The sequence below is a fragment of the Shewanella sp. FeAMO genome, from assembly GCF_053653955.1.
The window spans coordinates 2347273-2360618 of sequence record NZ_CM132201.1; the positions used below are offsets into that span (position 1 = coordinate 2347273).

Sequence of the window (13346 nt, forward strand, 5' to 3'; positions counted from 1 at the left end):
TAGTCCCGGCTACAGCCATAATCTCTGCCACAATCATTGCCACAGCCTATCGGCCAGCCCCGAGGCCCGGCGAGTGAGGCGACGACAGGCACCATCAAACACTGAGCTGTTGCCCAGGCAGCAAAAATGCTGCTTGGCGCGGGTAATGGCGGTGTAGATCAGCTCCTTGGTGAGCAGTTGCAGCTGCGCCGGGCTCGGGCTCGGCGGTAACACCAAGGCCACAGAATCAAATTCACTGCCCTGGGATTTGTGCACTGTCATGGCAAAACAGGTCTCGTGGCCGGGAAGACGCGCTGGCAACACCTTGAGCACACTGCCGTCGGCCTGAATAAAGTGCGCCAGCAGCCTGTTGCTGTCTCGGTCGGGCAGAATAACGCCGATATCGCCATTAAACAGCCCCAGGTTGTAATCGTTGCTTTGGATGATCAGCGGTCGGCCCGGATAAAACTCCTGCTGCGGGGCGATCAGTCCGGCCTGTTTCAGCACTTGTGTCAGTTGCCGGTTGATCCCCTCGACACCGAAATCGCCGCCACGGGTGGCGCACAGCAGTCGAAAGCGGTTGTAACGGGCGATGATCTCATCGGCGCCGATGTCCGGCCTGTGCACCACTTCCAAATAGTCGCGGTAGTGCTCACAGGCCTGGCTGAGAAGCTGAGCCAGCCCCTGCTGCTGTTTACCGATTTCCAGCCACTCAAGCTCCTGATAGCCGCCATTCCAGGCATCAGTTATCGCGGCGCCATCACTGAGGTTGACCGCCTTGGCCAGCACGCCTATGCCGGCATCGCCGCGGAATCTGTGGCTGTGACGCAGCATACAAAGATTATTGCCTATGCCGGGGGCGAGATTGACGCAATCGCTGAGGTCAAAGCCGGTGAGCCTTGTCAGTGTTGCGGCAAACTCGGCGCTGTAACGCATGCGCCAGTCCTGCTGGTGGCGCAGACCGGCGCAGATATCGGCGAGCACGGCGCCGGCTTCCACAGAGGCCAGCTGATCCTGATCCCCGAGCAGTATCAACCTGGCATTGGCGGGCAGGGCATCGAGCAGCCGGTCCATCATAGGCAAGTCCACCATGGAGGCTTCATCGACAATCAGCAGATCCAGATGCAGCGGGTTGTCTTGGTGATGACGGAATCTGTGCGAGCCTGGGATCACTCCCAGCAGGCGATGCACAGTGGCAGCTTCTTCGGGGATCTTGTCTATAGCGCCAAGGTCAAGCTCGGCGGCAAAGGGAAGAAGTTCTTTGGCGAGGCGCTGTTTGGAGGCCTTTATCGATTCGGTCAGGCGCGCAGCCGCTTTACCCGTGGGGGCCACCAGACGTATGTTCATCTCACTGCCGAGACACAGGAGCATCAGCAGCTTGGTGACCGTGGTGGTCTTGCCTGTGCCCGGGCCGCCGGTGATCACCGCCAACTGGCGACAATAAGCGGTGGCGGTAGCGACTTTTTGCCAATCGCGTTTGCCGGAATTTTCATTATTAGTTTGAGCTTCACTATCGGCTTCAGCTTCATCAATAGTCGCTTGGCCAGTATGGCTGGCTGGCGGCAAAAACAGGCAATCGAGCGCGCGCCGCACTTCGTCGGTAGCGGGGTATTCAGTGGCAGCCATGGCGGTGAGGCGCCGGGCGACCCGGCACTCAAAATCATAATAGCGTTTGAGGTAGAGGCGGCCAGCGTCGAGGATCAAGGGTTTGTCTTCACCCGGGGCGCCGACGGCGGCAAAATTGGCCACCGCCAGCTCAAGGCTTGCCGGGTCGGTATTGAGGCGCACGCTGGGGTGGGGCTCTGCCAGCGGATTATCAAAAGCTATGCTCCCCAGTGGCAGGCAGGCGTGCTGCGATGATAACTGGCGGCTCAGCAGGGCGCACAGCAGCAGAAACAGCGGCGATGGCTCCCGGTGAATGGCGGCCATCTGCAGCGCAAAGTGGCGGTCGAGCGCCGTCAGCAGCCGCTGCTCTTCCCATTGCTTGAGCAGCGCAGTAACAGCTTGGCTGCTTTGCAGTATTGATGGGCTATCTGTCATAGACTCAACTCCAACTGAGGGGCGCTCGAGGGCGATTCGCCCTTGAGTAAGGCATCCAGGGCCAGGATCACCGCTTCATCCGGCCTGTCCACAAACACCCCGGCGCCGGGATGAGCCGCTGACATGCCCCGTAAAAACAGATAACAGCAGCCGCCGAAATGACTTTGATAACAATAGTCCGGCAGTTTGAGGCTCAGATATCTGTGCAGCGCCAGGCTGTAGAGCAGGTACTGGAGATCGTATCTGTGCTCGCTGATGGCGGCGGCCATCTTGTCCTGGCTGTAATCGCTGAAATCGTCCCCCAAATGGTTGGATTTATAATCGGCAATATAGAAACGGCCCTGATATTCAAAGGTGAGATCGATAAACCCCTTGAGCATGCCCTTGAAGGCATCGAAGCGCAGCTCACCGCCATAGCCGTGTTTGGCCAGCAAGCGGCTGAGCTCGGTATCGATAAGCTGGGTATCGCCGCCAAGGGGCAGATAAAACTCCATCTCCACCAGCTTTTGGCGCTTGCTGAGATCAACCAGGCGCAGACTCTGCCCCTGGGGCAGAGCGATGTCGGCGTTAAGCAGATCCCGATACCAGTTATAAAGCACATCTTGCCAATCGCTGTCGATGCCATACTGCTGCATCGCCTGGGGCAGATGCAGCAAGAGTTCCTCTTCGGCCTGGGTAAAGTCGATTTTCTCCAGTACCAGGTGCATAAAAGAACCGGCATTGGCGCCGCGCGCGAAGCTGAAGCGGTTGGCCTGCAAGACATCCTGCGGTTCATAGACAGAGGCAGGCTCGATTTCAAACTCCTCATCACCGGCGCCCGGCAACACCCGCTCGTGGGGCAGATGTTTGACCAAGCCGGAATAGCTGCCAACCCGCCAGGGCGCGCCTTGACGCGCCGCCGGCACCTGGGCACAAAGTGGGCTTTGGGAGTGGTTTTCAGTGCCTTGAAGGCGACTTGGGTCTGCATCGCCTATTTCGGTCAAGGAGATGGCCTCGCAAACAAGGGATGCGGCGGCGCTTTGCAACCTATCGCCGTCACAGTCCTTGTCTTCAATGCCGAGCAGATAGCCTATGGCGGTATCTTTCAAAAAGCTGTTGATGCCCGTCTTGTTCATGCGGCAGTGGTTGGCCAGCCCCAGATAACAGCGATATATGGGCCGGGTCAGCGCCACATACAAGAGGCGCAGATCTTCGGCCAGCGTCTCGCGTTTACAGGCTTCCCAGCCTTCGTCACTGGCGTCCAGATCCCAGACTAATTGATTGTCTTTGTGGTACAGCATGGGCGAGGGGCGGCGACTGCCGTCGCGGGCCAGGCTGACAAAGGGGATGAAGCACACAGGATATTCCAGCCCCTTACTCTTGTGGATAGTGACTATCTGCACCAGATTTTGTTCGCTGGCAAGTCTCAGTTGCTGCTCTTCACGGCTTTGGCCGGAGAGCAGTTCCTGCTCAAACCAGTTGACCAGGGCGCTCATGCCTTCGAGCTCGGTGGATTTTTGCTGCAGCAGTTCCGCCAGATGGCGAAAATCGGTAAGACACCGCTCGGCGTTGGCCTCACGGCCGAGCCGTTCCAGCAGCTGCCAGTGATCCGCGAGATTGAGCAGCGCCGGCATGATGCCGCGGCGGCTCCAGAGATCATGCAGCGACATGAAGGTATCGAGCACCTCGGCGCGCAATGTCTCAGATTGGTTGAACTCATGGATCTTATTGGCGCTGAAACCCAGCAAGCGGCAGGCCAGTGCCGAGCGAATCGCCCGTTCATCCCTGGGGCTGGCGAGCGCCTTGAGGATAAGGGCGATTTCCCGCGCTTCTTCAGTGACCATTACCGAGTCGCGGCTGAGGAATACGGCGCCGATTTGGCGACTATTGAGCGCTTGTTGCATGACGGCGGCTTCATTTCTGTCGCGCACCAAAATGGCGATATCCCGGGCGCGCAGCGGCTGCTCACTGCCACTGAGGCGGCACTCACCACGGTTGGCGGCATTGAGCAGACGCACGATTTCGGCAGCAGCATCTTCGGCCAGCAGTTTACGGGCCTGGGTCTTGTTGAGGCCCTTGTCCGGATCTTCCTTGAGCAGCCTGAGCTGCAGCGCCGCCGAGTCTGCGCCGGGCGCGAGCAGCTGTTTGCTGCCAGCGTCATTGGCCTTGACCGGCTCGAACGGGATGGCGTCACTGATAAAAGGGTCGTTGCGACCGGCAAACAGGCGATTGACTGCTGCAATCATGTTGCTGGCCGAGCGGTAGTTGGTGTCCAGATTATAGTGATCGGCGGTATTGCGCCTGGCCTCGATATAGGTATAGATATCGGCGCCGCGAAAGGCGTAAATCGCCTGCTTGGGATCGCCTATCATCAACAGAGTTCGACTTGGCTCTGGCTCTGGTTTGGGGTCAGGCTCTGGCTTGGGTTCAGGCTGGGCGCCGGCATCCGCATCCTGCTCAGGCAATTGCGCCGGGTAGATGCCGGAGAAAATTGCAAACTGCAGCGGATCCGTATCCTGAAATTCGTCGATAAGCGCCACCGGGAAGCGTTTGCCTATTTCCTGCTTGAGCTGCTCACCTATGGCAAGGCCGCTATCCGGCGCCGTCTGGGTCAGGCCGCCTATGGCCTTGGCCAGGGTCAGCAGCAGATCGTCCGGGCTCAGCAAGTTGCGCTCGGCCTTGAGCTCGGCAAAACGCTCGGCTATCTGGGCTCTTGCCTGATAGAGAAATGCCGGAATAAGCGAGTCTACGCTGTCTCTGAGCGCTTCTATCTGCGCCAGTAGCGGCGCTTGTTGTGCTGTAGGGATTTCGCCGCCTTTTCTCAGTTTCAGTGACCCGAGAGCCAGGCTGTCCAGGAGTTTCGGGGTCGGCAGCCCCTGATGATACTTGGCCCAGTTGTCCATCTGCTCCAGCATGGCCGTGAGCTTGGGGTAGCCATCGGCCTGCTTGCCATAGCTGGTGCCGTTGAGCGGCAGGCTGTGGAGCAGGGCCTCGGTGGCGTCCCTTTCTCTTGGCCAGCTCAGTCGCAGTCTTGCAAGCTGAGTCTGCAACTGCTCGGCATATTGGTCGAATTTCCCCGGGTCGCGGTTGGCGCTCGCTTGACTGGCGCCGAGCAGAGGTCTCAATTCGCGCCCCAGCGCATCCGGAGTGGCATAATGGGAGGCTATCGCGGTCGCCAGCGCTGTTGGCAGCCGATAGCAGACATGGCGCCAGAAATCGCGCACACTCTGGCGCAGGTATTCGCTGTCATCCAGGGTAAATTCCGACTCGAACAGCAGCGCCGACTCAAAGGCCATATCCGAGAGGATCCGCTGGCAAAAGCCGTGAATGGTAAAAATGGCGGCTTCATCCAGGCTCTTGAGCGCCAGATCCAGCTGCTTGAGGGCGGTTGCTCGCTGAGTTGGCGGGCAGCGTTGATAAAGCTGCTCGATAAAATCGTCTTTGACGCTTAGGCCAATAAAGCGCTGATAACAGCTGCGGATCCTTTTGCGTATTCTGTCGCGTAGCTCTTCGGTGGCGGCGTTGGTAAAGGTGACCACCAGGATCTGCTCACAACCGAGGCCCGGGCGCTCAAAATCACCCAGCAATAAGCGCAGATAGAGGCCGGAAATGGTGTAGGTCTTGCCGGTTCCGGCACTGGCCTCAATCAGGCGCCGGCCGCTCAGCGGTAAACTCAATGGCTCCAGTGCTTGCATATTATTCCTGTCCCATCTGGGTAAAATCGGCCAGGGCGGCCAGTTTGTCTTTGTGGTAAAGGCTGATAAGCGGCGCCAAAATCCCCTGGGCCAACCCCGGGAAACTCAGGCTCTGCTTGAGTCTGAGTTGCCAGCCGTCCGGCAACCCCGTACTCATGTTGCTCAGGGTAAACTCATCTTCACTCAACTCATCTTCACTCAACTCATCTTCACTCAACTTAGGTTCGCCAGCTTTGAGCCCAAAATCCGTCGCCGTGCCAGCATAGGCGCTGTTATCAAGGGTTAAACCAAAGTCATCCGGAAAGCGGAACAGGCGGGCGTTATGGGGATCCTGGCCGTCACCGAACCCGGCATCATCCAACCAGGCGCTTTCGGCCTCAGCAAGCCGCAGCTGATGTTCAGTGTCAATGGGCAATCCATCTTCTACCTCGGCGCTGAAGTACGCCATGGAGGTTTGCGCCATAAAGGGCAGCGGCCTGTGCTGCCCCAGTTCAAACAAGGCGGCCAACTGACCCAGCAGGGCCTTGGCGGACTCGGCCTTGAGCGGCGCCATGGCGTGGAAGTGACCGGCATCCAGCAGATAGCTGTGCCTGTGAATGCCGCTGGCATTGAGGCACAGGTGGCGAATATAGAGGCTCAACAGATCCTTGGGCTTGGTGGTACCCGGCCTTAAGTTGACCAGCCCCTTGGGGTAGCAGTCTTCGATACGGCCACAGAGCAGCAGCTCGCGGCCATTGACCTCAAGCTTGAGCGCTATTTCAATGGCATCCGGCTTGGGCAATTCGGCGCGAAGAAAACGGGTGCGCTCCACCGCCGGGGCGATATCGCGGCGGTATTGATCCAGCAGCAGATCGTCAAACGGCGCCATCGGCAGCAGACCTTCGGCCTTGAGCTTGTCGAGCAGGGTTTCATTCAGCTCTCCACGCTCGTCTTCCAGCGCATCCTGCATCATCAGCAGCTGCAGCTGATAGCGTTGCAGGGCGTTGAGCTCAAAGGGCTCATCATTGTCCTGACTGTCGATATCCAGCCTCAAGTCCAGTTGCAGTACCCGCTGACAGAAATACTGCGCCGGGTTGCGGAAAAAGCGGATCAGCGCCGAGAGTTCCAGCTCCGGCTCCTTGAGGGCGGTTTCCTCGCCCAGCTCATGTTCAATAAAAGGCGCCGGGCTTTGGGCGGCAAACATCTCCCGGGGGCACCACTGGGTTGCAAAACTGCCGGGCAGCTCACTGTCACTGTAGAGCCGGGCATCGAAGGGCTGCAGCGGCTGCTGAATGATGAGGCGCTGCATCAGCGCATCGGCCGCCAGATCGCCAAGGGCGGCAATCTCATCGGCATCTGTGGGCACTGCGGGCGGCGTAAATTGTGCCTCGTCAGGGCGATAACACAGCTGAATGTATTCCAGCAATTCCGATACCAGCATGGAGGGAATACGCTCACTGTTATCGCGCTCGCTGTGGCCTATGTAACTGATATAGAGCTGATCCCGGGCCGACAGCAAGGCTTCGAGAAACAGGTATCTGTCATCCAGGCGTCTTGAGCGGTCGCCGCGTCTTGGCTTTTCATGGGCGGTGAGATCGAACCCCACAGGATGTTGTACCCTGGGGTAGACGCCATCGTTCATTCCCAGCAAACACACCTGGCGGAAGGGGATGGATCGCATCGGCATCAGGGTACAGAAGTTGACGCTGCCGGCGAGATAACGCTGACCGACCCTGGACTCACTCAAGGTTGAGTTGAACCATTGCCAAACCACTGTCAGCGGCAATACTCCGCTAAAGCCCGACAGTCGCAGCTCTTCGGCGAATCTGTCTATGGCCTGGCGAATGTCGTTGATCTCTTCCCTGGCATCGTCCTCCTGGGCCAGATAAAAGGCATCGAGCAGGGCGTTAAGCTGCGCCACCCGCTCTTCCGGTGGGGTTTGCTGCTTGAGCTCTTCCCTGAAGTTATCGAGTGCTTCGATAAAATTCAACAACTTGCCGAGCGCCTGCGCCGACTGGCCTTCAATACCGGCCAGCGGCAGATCGCCCTGATACAGCTCGGCATCATCGCCCAGGGCATAGCCCAGCAGCATGCGACGGATCCCAAAGGCCCAGGAGTGTTTGTCAAACCCGGGCAAGCCCAGCTCTTCACGGTTGTGACTGTCGCGGCCCCAGCGAATACCGGCGGCCTTGAGCCAGCCCTTGAGCTGCTCCAGTTCCTCCTGAGCTATGCCAAAGCGGGCGAGCACAGCGGGCACTTCGAGAATACTGATGATGTCTGTCAGGCCAAAGCGGCTCTTGTCCAGCGCCAACAGGTTGAGAAAACCGGCAATTAAGGGGGATTCCTGAGCCGCGCCGCGATCGGCTATGGCATAGGGGATAAAATGATCGCCGCTCTTGGCGGAAAACACCGCATCGATATAGGGGGCGTAGGCGGCCACATCAGGCAGCATCACCATGATGTCCTTGGCGGCCAGCGAAGGGTCGCTGCGCAGGCGATGCAGCAGATGATCGTGCAAGGTTTCCACTTCCCGCAGCGGACTGTGGCAGCTTCGCAGGGTGATGGAGTCGTCGGTGGCGGCCAAGGGCCTGCGCCGGGCGATATTCAGGTATTTGCTGACATCCGGCCCCAGAGGCTCGCCTAAGGTTTCCATCTCCAGAATGTCATTTTGAATGCCGCCGAGCAGGGTATCTGTGTTGCCTGGGTGAAACAGCTCTTCCAGTTCCAGCCGCTCAGGGGGTAGCTCCAGCACCATATCCAGCAGCTCGCGGCCGAGACGGCCGTTATTGGCCAGAATGGGATTACCGACTTCCAGCTTGTCTTCCCAGAGCTCGGGCAACTGTTTCTTGCCCTCAAAAGCCAGCGCCATTCGCGCCCGCGCCCTGGGCTCTATGATATCGCCCCAATAGTGACGACAGGGGCTGAGGCTCAGCATCACTACTTCGATGCGACTGGCGAGCGCATAGAGTACATCCAGTGTTTGCGGCGCCATCGAGGAGATCCCGAACACGAACAATCGGGGCGGCAGGCCTTCCAAGGCATGATCGTTGCCGCCTGTCAGCGTTTCTATCAGCGCCTGGTGCAGATTGGCCCTGTGGTAATGGCTCTGTTGCAACTCCTGATTGTTGTAACGCACCAACTCGCGCCAAAGCTCGGGTTGCCAGGCGTGCTGCGGCGCTATCTCCAGCGGGGATTCATTTTGCTCCCAACCGAGGATCCATTCCGGACGGTATACCAGATATTGATCGAAAATATCGGCGATACGGCCGCTGAGTTGAAACAGTTTGAGCTCGACATCGTCGCCCAGATAATGTCTGAGCGGTGCAAAATTGTCTCTATCCAGAAGGGAGGGCAACAGCGCCATCAGTTTCCAGGTCATCGCCGCCTTGGTAAAGGGGTTTTCCTTGGGCACATCATCGAGCAGCAGATAACAGAGCTGCCAGATAAAGCTGGACGGCAGCGGAAACTCCTGCGCTGCTGCCACGCCATTGTGGCGCGCAAGCTCCAGAAGGAGCCAGGTGGACATGCCGGGGCTTTGCACCAGAATTTGCTCACAGCTAAGCGGCGACATGCCGGGCACGCCATCACGAAGCCGGTCTGCCAGCGTGGCTGACAGCAATTCCATCTTGTTGGACTGGATAAGAGTAAACATAGGCAGCAAGGTTACCTGGCTTTGGGCCGTTTATTGCTTTGGTGATCTATTCTAGGTGCTCTATTCTAGGTGCTTGATTTATCGGGTTGCAAATCTTGTTTCAGCAGTTTGAACCACAAAGCGCGGGACTGGCGGATAAAGCGGCGTTTATATATCGCCGACTCCTTGGAAGCGTCTTGATACTTGAGCTGAATGTAGAGAGAGGTCCAGCTTTCTATCTCCTCTGTCAGCGCCGGCCAGCGCGCGGCAAGCGCCGCGGCGTAATCCACAGGCCCCAGGGAAGCCGGCCTTGGCAGCCCGAGCCTGGCAGCCTGGCGGCATACCTTGAGATAGTGACGGTTGATGCTGTCAGGGCCTCTTTTAAGCCGCAGCAGGCCAGTGGTGAACAAAATGACGATAAAGGTAAGGGCCATCACCCCGAGGACCAAGGCTGCCAGGCGGCCGATACTCACTTCCCCCAGCAGTTTGGAGAGCACTTCTTGCTGGCGCGCGTTGTCAAAACCCAGTACCCAGACGCTCCAGTAGTAATCCAGGCTGGCGAGCCTGAGTCTCAGGCTGTTGTACCAGTCGCTGGTCCGCACCCCGGCAAACGGCAGTTCGGAAAGATAGCTTTCTTCCGGGCTGAACAGGGAGTCGAAACCCTGCTCAATTCGTTCGGGCGCTATCATGGCGGTGGGGTCGTAACGTACCCAACCTTTGCCTTCGAGATAGACTTCACTCCAGGCGTGGGCCATATATTGATACACGCTGAGATAACCGGCCTGCGGGTTGTATTCGCCGCCCTGATAACCGGTGACAATGCGGGCGGGCAAGCCGGTGGCTCTGGCCATGAAGGTGAATGCCGAGGCGTAGTGAACACAGAAACCGGCGCGATTTTCAAACAAAAAGTCGTCCAGTTGCTGCGGCCCCACCGGTGGGGGCGTCAGGGTGTAGAAAAAGGGCTGGCTGTTGAAATACTGCATCATGGCCGTCAAGCGCTGCTCGGCTTGCGGGTAACGGCGGGCAAAATCGGCGGCAAGTTTGCGGCTGCGGGGGTTGATTTCATCGGGGAGGCTCAGATTGAGCTGCCGCAGCGGCGCTCTCAAGCGGTTATCCAGGGGGGCATCCGGATAGCTCATCACCCGGTATTGCAACCTTTGTTCTACCGGTCTCACGGCATAGAGGCGAAAGTCCGGCAGATTCACCAGGCGTGGATCCATGCTGTAGGCGAGATCCAAGCCGAACAGCCAATGCTGGCCGCTCGGCTCGGCTATGATGCTGTAATCGATAAAAGGCCCTTTGGGGGCGCCGGGTTCGGGGCGGCGATTCATGATAAAGCTGTCTTGCTGCAGCGCCTTTATTCCCCGTGACTGCTGCCAGCGTTTGCCGTCATATTCTTCCAATACCAGTGCGCGCCAATACCTGTCTTCCGGAGCCGGTATCTGGCCCTTGAAACTGGCGCGAAATGCCAGCTCGTTGGATTTGGTCAGGCGCGAGATATCACCAAAGCTCAGCTCATCGGACAGACCTGTGGTACTGCTTTTCATCTGCGGTACCATCCAAAGCGGACTGAAACGCGGCAGCACCACAAAAAGCAGCAGCGCCAGCGGCAGACTCTGTGCCAGCAGCACCAGGGTTAGCTTGATCTGGCGATTGAACGAGGCCTGTTCGTGGTAGAGGCTTGCCAACACGCAGGTGTTGAGCGCCGCCACCAGCGAGAGTTGCAGGGCGTCGAGCATCTGCTGATGGTCGATAAAGGTGAGGGCGATAAGAAAGTAGCCCACCAGTACCACGGCTTTGACATCGCGGCGACTGCGCATTTCGATATATTTGAGGGAATAGCCGAGGATTAACAAGTTGACCAGGGCATTGAGCAGGCCAAGTTCGCGACTCACCAGCGCCAGCGTCAGCGCCGCAGCAATAGCCAGCACAGTCACCAGCACTCTGGGGGGCCTGGCGACCTTGCCAAGATAGATCCCCAAGCGCCAGACAAAACAGATGGCGCAGATCCCCAGGGTTCCCAAGGTGATTTTGCCTGCAAGCGGCGCCAGCACTGCCAGATTGGTGATCAGCAGCCAAAGCAAGGTGCGGCGGGTGATGATCTCCTCCGAGGTCTCCTTGAGCGTTGCTTTCAAGCGCGCGGCTTTCATCGGCCGGTACCTTCAGCCTTGGCCGGATAGAGCGCCAGGGCTTTGAGGCATTCCTGACGCTGAGGTTCGCCTTGAGAAGGCGCTATGGTCCTGCCCGCTAACTTAAGCCCCCAGGTTTGGCCTGAATGGTCCAGTTGATTGACCTGATAACTCAGCTCACCCAGGCGCTTTTCCAACTCATCGCCGGTTAACTTGCTATCAAGCTCCAGCCACAAGGGCGCCCCCTGAGGCTCGGCAAACTCCTTGCTGAGCATGCCTCGGCCCTGAGCCCACTGTTTCCAGGCCACCTGTTTGAGCGATTCACCCGGAACATAGCTCTTAAGCCCGGCGTATTCATCGACGCCGCTGAGCCACTCGCCACTGTCTTGGGATTCGGGGACGTGTTCACTGCGCCCCAGTTTAGGTGTGCTGACCACAGGCGCTGGAAACACCCATTGACTGGTGTCGAGATCCAGATGAGACCAGGCGCGGCAGAGCCCCAGAGGGTAGCAGGACTCCACCTTGAGTCTACCTGGATGCCAAAGGCCCCTGGGTCTTGGCTGCATGGGCACCAAAGCCGTCTGCTCCTGGTTATCGACACAGGAGACAAAGACTTGCCGCTCTCCCGGGTAGCTGAAACCGAGCCGAAACAGGCTTCTGTCGGCACTGACGGTCACAGGGAAGGAGAGGCTGTCGCCGGCGTAGGCTTGCGGAGGCTTACGGGCACTGAGTCTCAGTCCCGCTAAGTTGCGGTAACTGTGAATGATGCAGGTGTGAAACACGCTGGCCAATACTATGGCCAGGCCGATCACCAGGTTGTTTTGATAGTTGGTGCCGAACAGAAACAGCAGCAGTACCAGCGCCAGCCAGATAACGCCGAAGCCGCTGGGAAGAATAAAGATGCTTCTGTGGCTCAAACGTTGCTCTTTGGCGGCGGGAATACGCCGTGACAACCAGCGGTTGAACCGGGCAGAGAAGAGGGAGGTCACAGAGGCCATCTCATTGTTACCGAATGGGATTAATGGTGCCGAGTAACTTGGCCGATAACTGCTCGCCCTGAAGTTGGCTCGAATGCCGCAGGCGGTGCTCGGCAACGGCGCCAAACACTGCTTGCACATCTTCGGGCACCAGATATTGACGCCCCTGGATATAGGCCCAGGCCTTGGCCGCCGCCAGCAGCGCCTTGGTGGCTCTGGGGGAAAGGCCATAGCCTTCGTTTTGGCTGCGGGAAGCTTCCACCAGCGCCAGAATATAGTTAAGCAGGGCATCGGAAGCGGCCACCTGCTCGCACTCCTGCTGCAGTTGATCCAGCTCGAGCGCACTCAGACACTGGGGCAGGGGCTGAGTGCGCTCTTGCCCTTTGAGCATGGCCAGCTCGGCGTCCTGGCTGGGATAACCAATGGAGAGGCGCATCATAAAGCGGTCCAGCTGGGATTCCGGCAGTGGAAAGGTGCCTGATTGGTCGGTGGGGTTTTGGGTGGCGACCACAAAAAAAGGATGCGGCAGCCTGTGGGTCACACCGTCGACAGTGATCTGCCGCTCTGCCATCGCCTCGAGTAAGGCACTCTGGGTCTTGGGGCTGGCGCGGTTGATTTCGTCGGCCAGCACCATCTGTTTGAAGATGGGGCCTGGGTGGAATACAAACTCAGATTGCTGCTTATCGAAGATGGAAACCCCGAGAATATCCGCCGGCAGCATGTCGCTGGTAAACTGAACCCGCTGATAACTCAAGCCTAAGGTTTGCGCCAGTGCGTGGGATAAACTGGTTTTGCCCATGCCCGGCAGATCTTCAATCAGCAGGTGGCCGCGGGCCAGTAAACAGGCCAGTGCCAGCCGTATTACCCTGGGCTTGCCTATCAAAACTTGCTCGAGTTGCTGCAGTACCTGGGTTATCTGGCTCTTGGACACATTGGC

General features: G+C 58.4%; 6 protein-coding genes. All 6 read right to left on the bottom strand.

Annotated features, from left to right (window positions below; all coding sequences use genetic code 11):
* Nucleotides 1-33: 33 nt before the first annotated feature.
* Nucleotides 34-2019: an exodeoxyribonuclease V subunit alpha gene (gene recD, locus ACWAU4_RS10505; protein WP_243756852.1), complete on the bottom strand. Its 1986-nt coding sequence runs from the start codon at nucleotides 2017-2019 to the stop codon at nucleotides 34-36.
* Nucleotides 2016-5693 (bottom strand): exodeoxyribonuclease V subunit beta, encoded by a 3678-nt coding sequence (gene recB, locus ACWAU4_RS10510; RefSeq protein ID WP_208125952.1) that lies wholly within the window; start codon nucleotides 5691-5693, stop codon nucleotides 2016-2018. The genes recD and recB overlap by 4 nt, the downstream gene beginning before the upstream one ends.
* 1 nt (nucleotide 5694) lies before the next feature.
* Nucleotides 5695-9324 (bottom strand): exodeoxyribonuclease V subunit gamma, encoded by a 3630-nt coding sequence (gene recC, locus ACWAU4_RS10515; RefSeq protein ID WP_208125953.1) that lies wholly within the window; start codon nucleotides 9322-9324, stop codon nucleotides 5695-5697.
* 65 nt (nucleotides 9325-9389) lie between these two features.
* Nucleotides 9390-11453 (bottom strand): transglutaminase TgpA family protein, encoded by a 2064-nt coding sequence (locus ACWAU4_RS10520; protein ID WP_208125955.1) that lies wholly within the window; start codon nucleotides 11451-11453, stop codon nucleotides 9390-9392.
* Nucleotides 11450-12550, bottom strand: coding sequence for a DUF58 domain-containing protein (locus tag ACWAU4_RS10525; RefSeq protein WP_243756853.1), 1101 nt, complete (start codon nucleotides 12548-12550; stop codon nucleotides 11450-11452). The genes ACWAU4_RS10520 and ACWAU4_RS10525 overlap by 4 nt, the downstream gene beginning before the upstream one ends.
* Nucleotides 12438-13340, bottom strand: coding sequence for an AAA family ATPase (locus ACWAU4_RS10530; protein ID WP_096141712.1), 903 nt, complete (start codon nucleotides 13338-13340; stop codon nucleotides 12438-12440). Before ACWAU4_RS10530 ends, ACWAU4_RS10525 begins: the two co-directional genes overlap by 113 nt.
* Nucleotides 13341-13346: the final 6 nt, after the last annotated feature.